A 17334-nucleotide genomic window follows, 5' to 3' on the forward strand; every position below is an offset into this window, starting at 1 on the left:
AGTTTTTTTTTAAACCTCATACAGCAATGTGTGAGGTTTTTTTTGCTTGCTACCGTAAGGGAGACGTAAAAGGTGAGAAGTGAGAGGTGAGAAGTGAGAAGTGAGAAGTGAGAAGTGAGAAGTGAGAGGTGAGAAGGATATTCAGGTGTACGTTTAAAGTTCAGGGTTTAAAGTTTCAGGGTTTAGAGTTTAATACTTAACGTTAGGTTTAAGACTTAGAATAGGGTTTAATTAAGATTGAATATTCAGCGTTTGATGTTTTGATATTTAAAATATTTACGATCAGATTGGAAGTCCCGGATTTTATTATTTAACCTGAGTTCGGTAGCAAAATTTAAAAATAATTGGCAGTCTTTTACTGTTTTCAGGTTAAGTGACGGTTTTTTGGTAAAGAAGCAATGAGCAGTTAGTACACCCAAAATGTTCATTTTATTATTTAAGCTCAAGGCAGCATGCAGAACACCCTGCCATATCTTTTCTCTATCACTCATACCTCTTCTTCACTACCCAAAATTTAACCTCTCACCTCACTTTTCACCTCTCACTTTTTACCTCTCACTTCTTACTTCTTACTTTTTACTTCTCACTTTTTTCACTTCCACCTAGCCTCGATAGAAACGGTTACCCCGCAGCAGAAGATGAAAGAAGGGGATTATGCCCGGAAAAACCCCGGCGCGAGGAGTATGAGTGGATAGCGAGAGAAAGCTCCTTGAAAGAAAATAAAAATTATGATGATTAAGTGATATATCGAAATGTTGTAATATGGTTATGCCTCATATTTCAGCAATTTGTTGATTTTAACCCGCGTTTTTAAAGAAACTTTATATGCTTCTTCTCTTAGTCTTTGTATTTTGCCTACAGGCTGAAAAAAAGCTTTACTTTCGTAAGGATTAAATGATAAGAGTTCATTTTCACAAGATGCAGGGTCAAGTATATCTTCTTTACCAATCTTTAATTCTCCAATTTTAATAAATGGTGAATTTTTCCATTCAACATTTAGCTGATTTATTGGCTGTTTTTTTATATCATAGCATAGCTGAATATATACATCGGCAGAAAAAGTTTTTGATTTCAGATAGTCTTCAGCGGCTTCTTTCATCTTTTTACTTTTAGTAAACTTTTTATCAACAGATTGGGGAGCCAGCTTAATCTTAACCATATAGTCTCCGAGACGATATGCACCCACCGAATAAAAGTCGAATGAAAGGATAAAGTCGTTTCTTTTCTGAAAAAGCTTAAAGAGATTCTTAATAAAAGAGGGTGTACATGTAGAAGGAATCACTTTAACAATTTGTGCAATTAAAGAAAAGCTGCTCCATTTTTTAATATAAAATTGATTTATTGAAGTAAATAATTTCAGAAAAGTGCAAACTGAATTAATAGGAAATAATGGGAAATTTACCAATGGATAATTGGCAATGAGGTTAGCTTGCTCATCTTTTATTTTTACTGCAAAACCGTAGGCCGGGATATCTTTTTTACTTTTGTTGATTTTCAAATGTGCATTAGAAAGTCTGATGGTAAGATCGTAGATCTTTTTATCGAAAAGGTGCTCAAATTCTTGAGGAATATTTTCACTAATTATTAATCTGCCCTTGGTAACGGCATACGTTTTAGCATGGGCATTTCTGGTAGCGTAATTTACATCGCTTAAAGAAGCCGACTGTTCCACAAAATCAGAAATACTTTTTTTATTAATTTCAAAAAGTACTTTTTCTTCGTCAGTCAACCTATCGTAATCTTTATTATATTTCAATGGATCTGGCATCAGTTTTTAAATCCAATTATAGCGCCAAGTTTCGGAAATGCTGTTAACATAGTATTAAACATATTTGAATTTTCTGAAAAATGAACACCATATAAACTCAAGCTTAATATTTCAAATAATTAATTTCTTCAATTTCAGTTTTAAAATAAACCTCCCCTATCTAATCTGCTTCCGGTTGTAAAGTTATATCTTTGTAAAAAATATCAATTATGGGCGTAGCAGATATGTTATTTAAAAGAAAAAAAGAACAGGCGGAGAAAAATTTAAAAGATGGTAAAGAATATATGGAAGAATATGGTAAGAGAGAAACAGTTGTTCAGTTACCAAGCGGTTTGCAGTATGAAGTTATAAAGGAAGGTGACGGCGAAAAACCAGGTCCCCGGTCTACTGTAAAATGTCATTATCACGGAACAACCATTACAGGAAAAATCTTCGACAGCTCTGTAAAAAGAGGTACTCCAGCATCTTTTCCGTTAAATAAGGTAATTGCCGGCTGGACAGAAGCACTTCAGCAGATGCCTGTAGGAAGTAAATGGAGACTGATTATCCCACCACATTTGGCATATGGAGATCAGCAGATCAGTAAAGAGATAGGACCGAACAGTACCCTTATTTTTGAGGTGGAACTTCTTGAGATTAAATAATTATTATTGTTATAAACATTAAATTTACCTGTCTTCCGGGTAAATTTTTTTATTTCCGTATATTAGTATTAATAATGATTTGTGATAATTTAATGGAATGAGGAATTTATTTTATTTTTTAATTTTTTCATGCGTTTTGACATCATGTATTTCAAAGAAAAACCAGGTAATCAGACAAAATATCCTTACCCTTAAGGATAGCTATTGTAAGGCACCTTTTAAATACAATTATTCCAACACAATTCCTTCCTACAATTCAGATTCTATTCTTGCAGCCAATACAGACCTTAAAGAAAATTTTTCAGATCAGAGTATTTTAATTTTAAATGCGCTGGACAATCTTGATGAAGTTCATGAGATCATGAAACTTAAAAAAGACAGTTCACTAGCTTCTCAGGTAAAAGTTTTACAACTCAAAACAAAGATCAATAGTAAAATAACCATTGCATTAACAGAACTTGACGCAGTGGCTGCAGAGTTTGATTGTGAGGGGGAAAGAGTAGCACAAATTGGTGCCTACGTAGATAACCTTAATGAATCCCGAAATAATACACTGATTCTTTATTCTATTGTTGCAGGAGCAGCAGCTTCCATTGCCGGAGGTATTGTTAAAGACAATGGTTGGAGCAATGCAATAGATATTGGGGGTGGTACACTAGGGGCAGGTTTGGGTTTAGCGACTTTAAATCCGAAAGGTCAAAAAGTGGAGTTTATCCATCAGCGAAATCTTTTACGGGACGTATGGAATGAAAAATTAGAATCACCGAACTTTCCACCCTTTGTTTGGTATATGTACACTGAAAAGAAATTTTCAAATAAAGAGAAACATTCTATTATCAGCAGTATGAAGGAGCGGTGGCTGCATTATCAGTTTGATGATAATAAGCTTAAAGCTGACCAATCCGTCATTTTTAGTGACGGCGGTTATTACAGAGCCAATGATCTTCATAACCGTGCGGCAATGCTCAATCAAATGCAGTCGGCGACCAGAACGATTAATCAAAGTATCAACTATCTTCTTTTGGATCTGGACAAACTTATTCTTTAATACAATTTAAATGTAATAAAGTTTGTTACATTTATAATTTTCTATATATTTGTACTATAATTGAGATGAACAATACAAGATTTGCCACGGCGATACATATCATGACTTTATTGGCGGAAAATCCGCAGGAATGGCTCACCTCCGAGTGGATAGCAGGGAGTATTAATATTAATCCTGTTATTGTTCGAAAAGAATTAAGTGTTCTCAGAGAAGCAGGTCTTATTACCAGCAGACAGGGAAAAGAAGGGGGAAGCCAACTCTCAAAAAATGCCGATATTATAAAAATATCAGATATTTATCTGGCAGTTAAAAATACGGAAGTCTTAGGAAAAAAAAATAACAATCCGAATCCTTCCTGTCCCGTAGGAAAAGAAATTAACAACCATTTGGAGGTATTGTTTTCCGAAACAGACCAGCTGGTTCTTAGTTTTTTGGGCGATAAAACGCTGCAGGAATTTTTTGATCAGTTCTGATAAAAAATTTGTCTTTTAATGTAATAAAATATATTACAATTTAATTTAAATAAAAAAGTATGAAAAAAGTAGCAGTAATCGGTGCCACAGGATTTGTAGGATCACAGATTGTAAATGAATTATCAAACAGAGGATATGAAGTGGAAGCCATTGTAAGAGATACTTCAAAAATTCAGCAAAATGAAAAAGTGAAAGCAAAAAGTGTTGATGTAAATAAGATCGACAAACTGGCAGAAGCGCTGAAAGGCAATGAAGCAGTAATCAGTGCATTTAATGCAGGCTGGACAAATCCTAATTTGTACGATGATTTTCTTAACGGATCGATCAATATCGAAAAAGCTGTTGAAAAATCGGGTGTTAAAAGATTTATTACCGTAGGCGGTGCAGGAAGCTTATATCTTGATGGTAAACAATTGGTAGACGGGCCGGATTTCCCTGCCGAAATTAAGCCAGGCGCTACTGCTGCAAGGGATTATTTAAATAAAATCAAAGAAAACAATACCCTCGACTGGACTTTCTTCAGTCCTGCCATTGAAATGCATCAAGGAACAGCAGGGGTAAGAACCGGAAAATACAGAACCGCCTTAGAAAACCCTGTATTTGATGAAAACGGAAGAAGTGTTCTTTCCGTGGAAGATGTAGCAGTAGTTCTTGTTGATGAACTTGAACAGAACAATCATATCAGAGAGCGTTTTACGGCAGCTTATTAAAATAGTGCTATAAAAAATTTCGGCGGCACCAAAGGTGCCGCCGAAATCCTGTCAATATAAATAATCATGAAATTATAAATTCATAAACAGCTTCGGATTTACCGGGCTGTTGTTTTTATGTACCTCATAATGAAGGTGAGGACCTGTAGAACGGCCGGAATTTCCGGACTTGGCAATCACCTGACCTACTTTTACCTTATCATTTACTTTCGCAACCAATTGAGACAAATGCCCGTAAAGCGTTGCTAAACCATTCCCATGAGAAACGATAACACAGTTTCCGTAACCACCTTTCTGACCTGAGAAAATAACGGTTCCCGCAGCAGTAGCAACAACATCGGAACCAAAAGGAACGGCAATATCCAGTCCTTTATGAAACTGCATCTGATCTGCTTCGGCAGGCGGATTATTCTTCTCTGTCGGCTTTGCATTGATTGCAGTAGCTGACGAATTATTTGCAACAGGAGCTGTGGAATTGGCTTTTGGGGTCACCATTACTTTTACCTGTCGTTTTTCTCCGTAGCTGTCGGTTACTTCAATAATTTTTTCTACCGGCTCGGCTTTCACTTCAGGAGCTGCAGCAGCGACTGCCGGTTTTGCAGCATTGTTTTTTACGGAAGCAAAAACAGTTTTAAAAGGAATAGGATTTTTTCTTATTCCGAAATTAGACGAAATATATCCTTCTGTAGGCATTCCCAAAGGAACCTGAAGCAGTTTTTTCTGAATATCCATCAGATACTGGCTGTACCGGTTGGCTTGTTTGGCAAGATAAACGGAATTGGAAATGCTGTCTTTCTCAAGAACCTCCAGCTTTACGTTCGGCACATCTTTTGATTTCAGGAATGAGTTGAGTTGTGCTACTGTCTGATCTACTAATGCAAGATCAGTCTTCATTTTTAAATAATCCACACTGTCTTTTTCAGTGTTTATTTTTACAAGGTTTACTTCATAGTTCTTGTCATCCTTTTGGGAGTACAACTTTGCAATGAAGATCCCCTGCGCAAAAACAATCAGTAAAAGAGCTCCCAAAAGCACGTTTACGTTTTTTTTGCTGCTCAGAAATTTTTTCATTTTTCCTCTCTTAGTATAATTACAAAACGATTTTAAGCATGCAAATTTACATAAAAATACATTTTGCAGCTTATGTTTAATAAAAAAATAAATATTTCTATAAATAACGCAGAATTAAACATTTCATTGTCCTGATATATTAATTTTAAAATAAAATGGGTTTTATCATACCCTGAAAAGGGTTCATCAATCTTTGTTTTAATATATTTGCAGTTCACATTTCTATTATGGCTAAAAAGAAAACGAATACAGAATCGAATCCGAAAAAAAGCAAAAATGATATTGCCGTAGGCGTGGTAGGAAGCGGAAGTTTTGCAACGGCTATCGTAAAAATGCTGGTTGAAAACTGTAAAACGGTACATTGGTGCGTAAGAAACGAATATGTAAAAGGGGCTATTGAGCAAAGAGGGCATAACCCAACTTATCTTACTGCAGTTAATTTCAATCTGAAAAACCTAAAGCTGACCACCGATATCAATGAGCTTGTTAGCGCTTGTGAAACAATCGTGTTGGCGACCCCTTCCATTTATCTTTCCGATACCTTGGATAAAATGACGTGTGATTATAAGAACAAAATTTTCGTTTCTGCCATTAAAGGGATTATACCTAAAGTAAATGATGTGGTAGCCCATTATCTGAGAGACGAATTCAAAATAGGTTTCCGTAACCAGGCCGTTATTGCTGGCCCTTGTCACGCAGAAGAAGTCGCTATGGAAAGACTTTCTTATCTCACCATAGCTACAGTGGAAGATGAAACTTCCGAAAAGCTGGTGAATATTTTCAATTCAGAATTTATTAAGGTACATTCCAGCAAAGATATTTTAGGAAATGAATACAGTGCAATCCTTAAAAACATTTTTGCCATTGGAGCAGGTATTGCCAGCGGTTTGGGATATGGAGACAACTTCACCGCCGTTTTCGTATCAAATGCCATCCGTGAAATGGAAACTTTCCTGGAAGCCATTTACGAAGCACCGAGAGATGTTAACGAAAGTGCGTATCTCGGGGATTTACTGGTAACCGCATATTCATTATTCTCAAGAAACAGAAACTTGGGAAATCTTATCGGAAAAGGATATACCGTAAAATCGGCTATTCAGTCGATGAATATGGTAGCAGAAGGATATTATGCAGCAGATTCAATTTATAAAACATCGAAAGACAAAGGATTAAAGCTTCCTATTGTTGACACCATTTACGGAATCCTTTACGAAGGTAAAAATGCTGAAAAACAGTTTAAAAAGCTGACTACAAAATTAAATTAATCCCATTTATTGAAGATATAGCATGATATCGCCACAGATAATTATGAATTATTTACAATGATATCATGCTTATTTTTACGGATCGCAACTATTCAATTCAACTTTCCCTCTTCCTATTTTCTTTCAGTCTCAACTTCAATCTAAACCTTAAAAATTGATGTTAAATATCCCTAAACAGCGCTTCATTTTAATTACTTTTCCCGAACTTTGAGATAATAAAATTTAAATTATGTCACAATCGCTTACAAGCAGAACGCCGAAACCAAAATACGACGTTGTTCTCATAGGTGGCGGAATTATGAGTGCCACTTTAGCCACATTATTACATGAGTTTGATCCTGATCTTGAAATCGCTATTTTTGAAAGGTTAGGAAGGTTTGCTAAAGAAAGCACCGCTGCCTGGAATAATGCAGGAACAGGACATTCCGCGTTTTGTGAGCTCAACTATACCCCCGAAAAGCCAGATGGAACAATCGATATCTCAAAAGCAGAAAGTATAGCAGAACAATTTGAAATTTCAAAACAGTTTTGGTCATATTTAATTAATAAAGGATATATTCAGCAGCCGAAGGATTTCATCAATTCCTGTCCGCATATGAGCCTGGTGTTCGGTGCAAAAGATTCCGAATACCTCAAAAAGCGCTATGAAAAAATGTCCGAATCCATTTTATTTAAAGGAATGGAATTCACCACAGATCATGGAAAGCTAAAAGAATGGATTCCTCTTGTCATGAGTAAAAGAAACGGTTCCGAAGTAATGGCTGCCACCAAAATGGATATGGGAACCGATGTTAATTTCGGCACCCTTACCAGAAAAATGGGAAGACATCTGCTAGAGGATTCTAATGTTGAAGTATTTTTGTATCATGAAGTTAAAGATATTGATCCTAAAGAAGACGGGACCTGGGAAATGAAGGTGAAAGATAGAATTCACAATCATAAACAGGAAGTGGAAGCAGATTTCGTATTCATCGGAGCAGGAGGTTATGCATTACCGCTATTGGACAGCTCAGATATTAAAGAAAGTGAAGGGTATGGAGGATTTCCTGTTTCCGGGCAATGGCTGGTAAGTCATAATCAGGAATTGGTGGAAAAGCATAATGCAAAAGTATACACCCAGGCAACCGTTGACGCGCCGCCAATGTCCGTCCCGCACCTGGATCTGAGAATTATAGATGGTGAGAAAGCTTTACTGTTCGGTCCTTTTGCAGGATTTTCAACAAAATTCCTCAAAGAAGGCAGTTATCTGGATCTTCCGGAGAGCGTCAATACAAAAAACCTGAGATCACTTTTCGGAGCATGGTGGCATAACATTCCCTTAACAAAATATCTTATTCAGCAGGTAGCCATGACGAAGGCTCAGAGAATTCAACATTTGAGAGAATTTATCAAAGATGCCAAGGAAGAAGACTGGGAACTTAAAGTGGCCGGGCAAAGAGTACAGATCATTAAAAAAGATGAGAAAGACGGTGGAAAACTGGAGTTCGGAACTGAAGTGGTCGTTAATAAAAGAGGAACCATTGCTTCCTTATTAGGTGCTTCACCGGGTGCGTCAACAGCCGTTTACGCGATGCTGAACGTCCTGGAAAGATGTTTCCCTGAAAAGCTTCACGGAGAATGGAAAGACAAGCTGATGGAAATGATTCCTTCTTACGGGCAAAAGCTGGCTGCCAATCCGGAACTGACCGAAGAAGTGAGGAATTATACCAAAGAAAAATTACAACTAGAATATTAAAAGTAGGAGGTGAGAAGTGAGAAGTGAGAGGTAAGAAGTGAGATGTTAGTAGTCATGTATTTTTTTATACAATCAGCTTCTTACCATTTACTTTTCACGGCTTACTGTATTAAAAATATGTCAGAAACTATTGCAAAACCTGTTATTGTTAAAGAATTACTGGAATCCTTACAAACTGAAGTTCAGGAAGAACAGCAGGTGATCGTGCATTGTTGTTTCCCGGCTTCTCCATTTTTAGGAAATCTGATCAGAATCTGGCATTCAACCTATCTTTTTGATAATCAGTCGGATCACAAGAGCAGGCTGATTCATGCGGAAAATATCACTATCTACCCGAACTGGACACCGGTACCGTTTATGAAAGACTTTTGGTTTACTCTGGTTTTTTCAGGACTTCCTAAAGACTGTAAAAGTTTTGATCTGAAAGAGGTTATCCCGGAAGAAGGTGGATTTTTCGTAGAGTCGATCAAAAGAAATTCCTCTGATATTTACCGGGTGAAGATTTCGGAGTCTTATATATAAGAGACTGTGATGTTAAGGCTAAGGTTGTTTCTTGGCTGCACACATTGCTGTTGCTAATGGAAATATACGATAAAATATAAAAAAATCTTTGCGAACTTCGCGTTAAAGTAAAATCTTCTTACCATGAAAAAATACCTGTTCCTATTTTTACTTTTACCTGTGCTGGTCTTCTCTCAAAAAGATTCACAACAAATAGCTGTGGTAAAAAAATTCCAAAAAGAGCTGAATGCAGAATATCTCAACCCTAAAGAAACACCTTTGCGCGGAGATAATTTCAAAAATTTTAAACAGCATCCTTTCTTTCCAATTGATATAAAATACAGAGTCGCGGCAAAATTTACCAAAACCGAAAATGCACAACCTTTTGATCTTCCTACCTCTTCCGGAAAATCAAAGTCATACAGAGAATACGGGAAAGCAACTTTTGAACTTGGCGGAAAGTCCTACACATTGGCTCTTTATCAAAGTTTGGACTTACTCAAACAAAAGAAATACAAAGATTATCTTTTTCTGCCGTTTCGTGATGCAACCAACGGAAAAGAAACCTATGGCGGCGGAAAATACATGGATCTAAAAATTCCTAAAGGCAATACCATCATTCTGGATTTTAATACATCTTATCAACCGTATTGCGCCTACAATGCCTACGATTACAATTGCCCGATTGTTCCCGAAGAAAACAGGCTGCCTCTTGAAATAAGAGCGGGCGTAATGTATGAAGACATCTATCATCACTAATATATGGTACACTTAAAATTTTATGAACAAAAAGATTTTCCCGGAGTAGATTATGCTCTGGATGAAAACCAGCTGCAATATACCGCAAGCGCAGGACAGGCGTTGCAGAGAATCGAAGAACGTGAGGATACCCTTGCTTTTCCGATAACCATTTTTGAAGATGAACATCCTGCCGGTTTCTTTGTGCTGGATTTCGGAAATGATAAATTTGATCTTACCGATAATAAAAATGCGATGCTGCTGCGATCATTTTCCATAAACCCTAAACTGCAGGGTAAGGGTATTGGAAAAACAGCAATGATTCAGGTAGACGAATTCGTTCGGGAGAATTTTAAAGACTGCGATGAAATTGTTCTTGCCGTAAACCAGAACAATATTGCCGCTTTTCAGCTATATCGTAATACAGGATATCATTACGAAGGAAAAACGAGAATCGGAAGAAGCGGACCGCAATACATCATGTTTAAAAAACTTTAAGAATTTTTTAAGTGAAATTTTTATGTTTGGCGTGATCCTTTCAGCTACATTTGAGTAACATCAAATAATAAAACATGGAAATTTCTCTCAGAAATCAAGTGGCCATTGTCACCGGAGCTTCCAGCGGAATAGGTTCGGGAATTGCAAAATCACTTGCTGCCGCCGGAGCTGCCGTCATTGTAAATCACTCATCCGAACATTCAGCAGATGAAGCCCGTAATATTTTAAAGGAAATAACGGACGCCGGAGGAACCGGAATCACTTATCAGTGTGATGTTTCCAGTGAAGAGCAGGTCATCAAAATGTTTCAGGAGGTCATCTCGCAATTCGGAACTGTTGATATTCTTATTAACAACGCCGGGGTTCAGAAAGACGCAAAATTCACTGAAATGACGCTTGACCAATGGAATACTGTAATCAATATCAACCTTACAGGCCAGTTCTTATGTGCCCGTGAAGCCATAAAAGAATTTCTTCGCCGAGGTATCGATACTTCACGATCCGTTGCCTGCGGAAAAATAATTCATATCAGTTCGGTTCATGAAGTTATTCCCTGGGCCGGCCACGCCAATTATGCAGCCAGCAAAGGAGCAATCCGCATGTTGATGCAGACACTTGCTCAAGAATACGGAGCGGATAAAATCCGTGTCAATTCTATTTGTCCGGGTGCTATTCAGACGCCGATTAATAAAGACGCCTGGAGTACTCCCGAAGCCATGGATGCTCTCATGAAACTTGTCCCTTATAACAGAATCGGAAAACCGGAGGATATTGGAAATCTTGCGGTATTTCTGGCCAGTGATCTTGCAGATTATATTTCCGGTGCGAGTATATTTGTAGACGGAGCCATGACTACTTTTGAAAGCTTTTCTACGGGAGGATAAAATTTGGGCGCACATTTCCGGCTTTCACTACTCGCTTTTTTCTGTTTTTCGGCGGCGGCAAAGCCGCCGCCGAAAAACAGAAAAAGAGCTCAGACAGGCCGTTCAATCCGGGGCGCATGTTTGGCAAAGCATAAAAGGAAGCCATTTCAATGTGAATAAACAATCTCATTACGGTCAATTTAAATACAGCTCAACAATGTTCCTGTATTTCAAAAAAAGTGAAATGGCCTTGTTTATCTTAATATATGGAAGGTTGATAAAATAATTTGTGTAGTCTTGCGGTTCATAAAGAATATAATGCACTTCAATGCTTTCAGAACAAAAATATCATAAATCAATCATCAATCATCAACAGCAGCATGAAAGAAAAAGAAAGAATCTCCGATATCACTTGGAAAAAATGGGGGCCTTATGTCAGCAACCGGGAGTGGGGATTGGTACGCGAAGATTACAGTGCCGATGGAGACGCCTGGAACTATACCACACATGATACGGCAGAGGCAAAAGCATATCGTTGGGGAGAAGAAGGCATCTGCGGCATTTGCGATGATCTTCAGAAACTCGTATTTTCTTTTGGATTCTGGAATAAGAAAGATAAAATAGTGAAAGAGCGGTTCTTCGGACTTACCAACGGACAGGGAAATCACGGAGAAGATGTGAAGGAGTATTACTATTATCTGGATTCCACACCGACACATTCTTATATGAAGATGCTTTACAAATATCCTCAAAATACATTTCCTTATGAGGACCTCATCAAAACAAACACAGAAAGAAGCAAGCAGGACCCTGAATATGAGTTGATCGACACCGGAATTTTTGATAACAATGAGTATTTTGATATTTTCATCGAATATGCAAAAGCCGATTCCCAGGATATTCTGATTCAGCTTACCATTGTCAATAAATCGGAAAAAAAAGTTCCTCTCGTAATTCTTCCAACATTATGGTTCAGAAATACATGGCGGTGGGGTTATGATGATTATATGCCCTGTATGAATTCGGACGGAGTAAATGCTGTGAAAATTCAGCATAAGGATTTAGAAATCAAAAACTTTTATGCAGAGTATTCTGAACAGAGTTTATTCTGTGATAATGAAACCAATAACGAAAAACTGTATCAGTGTCCCAACCAAAGGGATTACACCAAAGATGGGATTAATGATTTTATTATCAATGGAAATTTACCATCCGTAAATCCCCGGAATATAGGTACGAAAGCGGCTTGTTTAATCAATGAACATTTTAATCCAAAAGAAGAAAAAGTTTTTAAGTTCAGACTAACGGATAAAGATTTGAGTAAACCTTTTTCCGGATTTGATGAAATTTTCAGTCAGCGACAGCAGGAAGCAGATGAATTTTACAAAGAAATTCAGGACGGCATTAAAACGGAAGATGAAAAATTGGTACAGCGGCAGGCTTTTGCAGGAATGCTATGGAGCAAGATGTTTTACCATTACAATGTCGAAAAATGGCTGAAAGGCGATCCTGCGCAGCCACAACCTCCAAAATCTCGGGATAAGATCCGGAATTTCCAGTGGAAACACCTCAACAATGAACATATCATTTCAATGCCGGATAAATGGGAATATCCGTGGTATGCAACATGGGATCTGGCTTTTCATACGATCAGCTTTTCATTGATTGATCCTGATTTTGCCAAACATCAGCTGAAATTATTCCTTTTTGAATGGTATATGCATCCCAACGGGCAGCTCCCTGCTTACGAATGGGATTTTAATGATGTGAATCCGCCGGTTCATGCGTGGGCCGTTTTCCGGGTTTTTAAAATTGATGAGTATTTAAAAGGAAAACCAGACCTGCCATTCCTGGAAAGTGCATTTCAAAAACTGCTGATGAATTTTACCTGGTGGGTTAATAAAAAGGATAACAATGGCAATAATATTTTTGAAGGCGGATTTTTAGGGCTGGATAATATCGGGGTTTTTGATCGTAATACACCGCTTCCCGACGGTGAACACCTGGAGCAGTCGGATGGTACCAGCTGGATGGCCATGTTTGCCCTTAATATGATGAGAATTGCTTTAGAGCTGGCTTTATACAATAAAGTTTATGAGGAAATGGCTATCAAGTTTTTTGAACATTTTCTGGCGATTGCCAATTCTCTTGCTAATATGGGGGATGAATGCTTCAGTCTTTGGGATGATGAAGATGAATTCTTCTATGACGCGCTTTCATTTGGGGAAAAAGATCATATGTATTTAAAAATCAGGACTATTGTTGGCCTTATTCCGATGTTTGCCGTTGAAATTATTGATGATGAAATGATTGAAAATCTTCCTAATTTTAAAAAAAGAATGCAGTGGGTGCTGGAGAACAAACCGGAGCTTGCTGCTTTGGTTTCTCATTGGGAGGTTAAAGGGGAAGATTCAAAACATCTGCTTTCCCTGCTTCGTGGGCATCGTTTAAAAAGACTGCTTCACAGAATGCTGAATCCTGAAGAATTTTTGAGCGATTTCGGAGTTCGTGCTCTTTCTAAAGAATATGAAAAAAATCCGTTTAGCCTGCATCTGAATGGTAAAGACTACACCGTAAAATACACACCCGCAGAAAGCGATAGCCTGCTTTTCGGAGGGAACAGCAACTGGCGCGGTCCGGTATGGTTCCCTATAAATTTTTTAATTATTGAAAGCCTTCAACGCTTTTTCTTTTACTACAGTCCGGATTTTCTGGTAGAATGTCCTACGGGAAGTGGAAATTATTTAAACCTTGATCAGATTGCGGATGAACTCAGCAAAAGACTATCCAGTATATTTTTAAAAGATAAAGAAGGAAACCGTCCTTTCAACGGTCAGTATCCAAGATTTCAGACTGATCCGGATTTTAAAGATTATATTATATTTTATGAATATTTTCACGGAGACAACGGGCGTGGAGTAGGCGCTTCCCACCAGACAGGCTGGACGGGTCTTATTGCAAAAATCCTAATGCCCCGGTTTTCAAAGAAAAAAATTGCTGAATCTGAAACCGAAATGCCGGATCAAAAAAAATGAGCAGCTGAATGGTGCTTTATTCAAAAATCTGCTGAATGACTTCCAATGATGGCGGAATTCTGAAATCTGTTATGTGATAATGATAATAAACCAGAATGCTGTCAAGAAAATCTTTCCTGTAGGATGAAGGGATTTTAATCCGGTATGGATCTACTGAAGAAAGAATGGCCTGCCATATTGCGGAGATCTCCTCATTAAAGATCTGATGCATCAATTCAGAAGAAAACGTACCGGTTTCCGGATCAAGAAATTTCCCATTGTTCAGGAGCGGGGCAACGCCCTGAATTTTCAGAATTTTAATCAGGAAAATCAAATGAGACTGATAGTTATGGTTTTCAAGTTCATCAATAAATTCTTCAAGACAGAAAAATAGATGATGATTTTTATTTTCATGTTTTAAATTCTGATTCAGAAAGTCTGAAATGAAAAATACCACCGAATTGCAACGGATATCTGTATAAATATCATTGTTTTTGATCATCTCAAACCGGGAAATGGTCTGTATTCCGTTTCCTCTTGGGGGAAGCAGGGAAAAATTAAGTTTACTTAACGGCAGGAGTAGGGCTTTTTTCTTATTCTTTTTGGTATAAATACCTTTCAGGAAATAAGACTGAAACCCTTCTTCTTCCGTGAAACAATGCAGTACTGCATCATTTTCACCATATTTTATATAAGATAATAAAAAGCCGTTTTGTGAATTCATTAATTAACTACCGCAATCTTTGCCGTTGCTTTATCAGAGCCATCTTCATTTGTCATTAGAACAAAATATATTCCTGAAGCTACTCTTTTACCTCTTTGGTTATTAAGATCCCATTCGTAATATCCGCCTCTTGCCACAGCAGAGTGAACCACATTTCCCGCTGCATCCGCAATCCTGATATTGGTAACTTCGGCAAGGCCTTTTATGGTAACTTTTCCTTTAAAATTGGAATAAACAACAGGATTAGGGTACACCAGTACATTTCCGAAGCCTGAAGTAACGTCGGCAACATCTCCCTGGTAGGTCACTATTCCGTCATAAGAAACAAAATATACTTTTCCTGTTTTTTTATCAACCTTAATATCAGTAATACTGTTGGTAGGAAGAGGAGAATTTTCTTTAGTAAAATGCTTTATGGTTTGCTGTCCGTCTGAAGATAAATAATAGACCCCTCCGCCATCCACGGAAACCCATTTGTGATCCCCGGCATCCACTTCAATTTGTAAAATCTGAGAATCTCTGAAAAGCTCTTCGCCAAGGCCGTTCTGTTCAATAATAATTGGCTCTACGGTAGCGTTTGCAGGAGTTTTCACTTCTGAAACAGCATTCTGTAAAACCCTTAATCCCAAATCTCCACCGATCCATGCATCTCCGGATTTGTCCAATGCTACAGAAATATTACCTCCGGAATTTGGATCAAAACCATTGGCCTGGTTCAGGATATAAGCGGTATCATCAGAAGTGTTTACTGTTTTTTTAGCATCATATGCAACAAGTGCGCTCAATCTCGGGATCGGGATCCACAATAGCCCTTCATAGAATAATGGTTTTTGTGCAGCACCCAAAGAAGTAGTATTTTTTATAAGAAAATCATCAGTTGCTCTGTCGTATGCGCCTATTGCAGTAAGCTGCCCAACATCTGGTCCGTCACTGGAAAAAGCGATGCTTACAAAAAGATTATTAGCATCATCGAAAGCCAATCCTACAGCTCGCCTTGCAAAAAGATTATCGGTTCCTAAATTGTAGTTCTTAGTAAAAGTAAAATCCTTACTGCTTGCATTGTACTTCATTTTATACACTCCGCGTCCTGTTACGGTGGTATAATTCGTAAAGAAAACATCATCCGGACTTGCAGGATCTGATACAACATCAAGCACATTGAATCTCGTTGTATTTCCTATGAAGTAGGAAGGATAGATCCATTCCATACCGTTAAAATAATAAAAGCCGGGGTTTTTCGGATTGTTAAGGGCAGTATTGAATCTGTTTTCTCTTCCTCCCGTAGATACAAGAAGTTGATTTTCACCATACAGACTCATTTTATAAGCATAATTAAAATAAGGGCCGTCTGGTCTGAAAGAATTGTTGCTTTCATTTTTTATTCCTGATAAAACCGTTCCGCCATAAACACTGCTTCCTACGGTAGTTGCCGTATTACATTCTTCCCCGAAACTTACGGTATTGTTAAAATTTCCGTTGTTATTAAATGTATAAACCCTGTTTAGGTCTGTTACAACAATATTATTGCTGTTCACCACAACATCCCGCACATTGATAAATGTTTGAGAAAGAGGTACAGAAACCCCATTGTTGTAAAGATATCCTGTTGTTGCTGATGAAAAGCTTAAAATGTCTTCAGAGTCGATATGTCTGAAAGATCCGGCCATCTCCGTTGTCCATGTGGTGAATACTGGAAATGTTGTATTCATTTCGTGGCTTTTCATTCCTGTATTGGTTACCGAAAAAACTTTGTTACCGAAAATAGTCGCTTCATTACTCGCTTCATATACCCCTCCGGATAAAAAGAAAGCAGAATCTTTAAACTCTTTCTTCCTCAAATCAAAAATGGAAACTCCATAACCAACTGAAATAACCGCAAGGTCTCCTGTTATTGAGATATGATTAATTCTCTTGCTGCCGTTATACCCTGTCGCAATGGGGATATCCACAACATAGGTGATTCCGTCCGGAGATATAACATCCAGTGAGCCGTTCTGATATCCTACAAGTGCAATTTTATTCTGTGGATTATAATCGAATGCTGAAATTTTAACCTCATGCAAGCCGTTTGCTTTAGACAGCTTGGTAATTTCACCTGATGCAATGGTATAGTAAAAAATCCCGTTTTCTGCTGCTGCAACTATTTTTCCGTTATCTTCTTTCATGGCAATAACGTTGTTATAAGAAAACAGGTCTGCCCATTTTTTTGAAGAAATAGTCTGTGCATGTGCAACGTGCAGGGATGCTAAAATACCAAGAGAAATTAAAGAGAGTTTTTTCAT

Annotated in this window: 15 protein-coding genes; 11 read left to right on the forward strand and 4 right to left on the reverse strand. The window is 37.7% G+C overall.

Going from position 1 to position 17334, the window contains the following annotated elements; genetic code table 11:
- Positions 1 to 766: 766 nt before the first annotated feature.
- Positions 767 to 1768, reverse strand: coding sequence for a catalase family protein (locus BUA76_RS17330; protein WP_072886044.1), 1002 nt, complete (start codon positions 1766 to 1768; stop codon positions 767 to 769).
- A 209-nt stretch (positions 1769 to 1977) separates the two neighbouring features.
- Between BUA76_RS17330 and BUA76_RS17335 the strand changes: the two genes are divergently transcribed.
- The 4 genes from BUA76_RS17335 to BUA76_RS17350 all read left to right on the forward strand — a co-directional run bounded on the left by BUA76_RS17335 (position 1978) and on the right by BUA76_RS17350 (position 4643).
- A complete protein-coding gene (locus tag BUA76_RS17335; protein ID WP_072886045.1) occupies positions 1978 to 2412 on the forward strand; it encodes an FKBP-type peptidyl-prolyl cis-trans isomerase in 435 nt (144 codons plus the stop codon).
- 97 nt (positions 2413 to 2509) lie between these two features.
- The gene (locus tag BUA76_RS17340; protein ID WP_072886046.1) at positions 2510 to 3460 is read left to right on the forward strand and encodes a hypothetical protein; all 951 of its coding nucleotides are present in this window, start codon (positions 2510 to 2512) and stop codon (positions 3458 to 3460) included.
- A gap of 65 nt (positions 3461 to 3525) precedes the next feature.
- Positions 3526 to 3933 (forward strand): Rrf2 family transcriptional regulator, encoded by a 408-nt coding sequence (locus BUA76_RS17345; RefSeq protein ID WP_072886047.1) that lies wholly within the window; start codon positions 3526 to 3528, stop codon positions 3931 to 3933.
- 59 nt (positions 3934 to 3992) lie between these two features.
- Positions 3993 to 4643, forward strand: a complete 651-nt coding sequence (locus BUA76_RS17350) for an NAD(P)-dependent oxidoreductase (protein WP_072886048.1) — start codon at positions 3993 to 3995, stop codon at positions 4641 to 4643.
- Between the two features lie 72 nt (positions 4644 to 4715).
- Here the strand turns inward: BUA76_RS17350 and BUA76_RS17355 are convergent, their stop codons facing one another.
- A complete protein-coding gene (locus tag BUA76_RS17355) occupies positions 4716 to 5714 on the reverse strand; it encodes a M23 family metallopeptidase (protein WP_083573254.1) in 999 nt (332 codons plus the stop codon).
- 227 nt (positions 5715 to 5941) lie between these two features.
- Here BUA76_RS17355 and BUA76_RS17360 point away from each other — a divergent pair, with 227 nt between their 5' ends.
- From BUA76_RS17360 to BUA76_RS17395, 7 genes are all read left to right on the forward strand, one after another.
- Positions 5942 to 6979 carry an NAD(P)H-dependent glycerol-3-phosphate dehydrogenase gene (locus BUA76_RS17360; protein WP_072886050.1) on the forward strand — a complete coding sequence of 346 codons (1038 nt, stop codon included), beginning with the start codon at positions 5942 to 5944 and terminating at the stop codon, positions 6977 to 6979.
- A gap of 229 nt (positions 6980 to 7208) precedes the next feature.
- Positions 7209 to 8714, forward strand: coding sequence for a malate dehydrogenase (quinone) (gene mqo / locus BUA76_RS17365; RefSeq protein ID WP_072886051.1), 1506 nt, complete (start codon positions 7209 to 7211; stop codon positions 8712 to 8714).
- A 117-nt stretch (positions 8715 to 8831) separates the two neighbouring features.
- Positions 8832 to 9236 carry a hypothetical protein gene (locus BUA76_RS17370; RefSeq protein ID WP_072886052.1) on the forward strand — a complete coding sequence of 135 codons (405 nt, stop codon included), beginning with the start codon at positions 8832 to 8834 and terminating at the stop codon, positions 9234 to 9236.
- Positions 9237 to 9359: 123 nt separating this feature from the next.
- Positions 9360 to 9974 carry a DUF1684 domain-containing protein gene (locus BUA76_RS17375; protein WP_072886053.1) on the forward strand — a complete coding sequence of 205 codons (615 nt, stop codon included), beginning with the start codon at positions 9360 to 9362 and terminating at the stop codon, positions 9972 to 9974.
- 3 nt (positions 9975 to 9977) lie between these two features.
- Positions 9978 to 10451, forward strand: coding sequence for a GNAT family N-acetyltransferase (locus BUA76_RS17380; protein ID WP_072886055.1), 474 nt, complete (start codon positions 9978 to 9980; stop codon positions 10449 to 10451).
- 74 nt (positions 10452 to 10525) lie between these two features.
- A complete protein-coding gene (locus tag BUA76_RS17385; RefSeq protein ID WP_072886056.1) occupies positions 10526 to 11335 on the forward strand; it encodes a glucose 1-dehydrogenase in 810 nt (269 codons plus the stop codon).
- Between the two features lie 359 nt (positions 11336 to 11694).
- Entirely contained in the window at positions 11695 to 14349 is a 2655-nt protein-coding gene (locus BUA76_RS17395; protein ID WP_072886110.1) for an MGH1-like glycoside hydrolase domain-containing protein, read from the forward strand.
- 16 nt (positions 14350 to 14365) lie between these two features.
- On the opposite strand, the gene recO is transcribed toward BUA76_RS17395, so the two are convergent.
- Entirely contained in the window at positions 14366 to 15052 is a 687-nt protein-coding gene (gene recO, locus BUA76_RS17400; RefSeq protein WP_072886058.1) for a DNA repair protein RecO, read from the reverse strand.
- Complete coding sequence (gene porZ, locus BUA76_RS17405; protein WP_072886059.1) at positions 15052 to 17334, reverse strand: type IX secretion system anionic LPS delivery protein PorZ; 2283 nt, start codon at positions 17332 to 17334, stop codon at positions 15052 to 15054. The genes recO and porZ overlap by 1 nt, the downstream gene beginning before the upstream one ends.

Source organism: Chryseobacterium takakiae (assembly GCF_900129385.1).
Lineage (GTDB): Bacteria > Bacteroidota > Bacteroidia > Flavobacteriales > Weeksellaceae > Chryseobacterium > Chryseobacterium takakiae.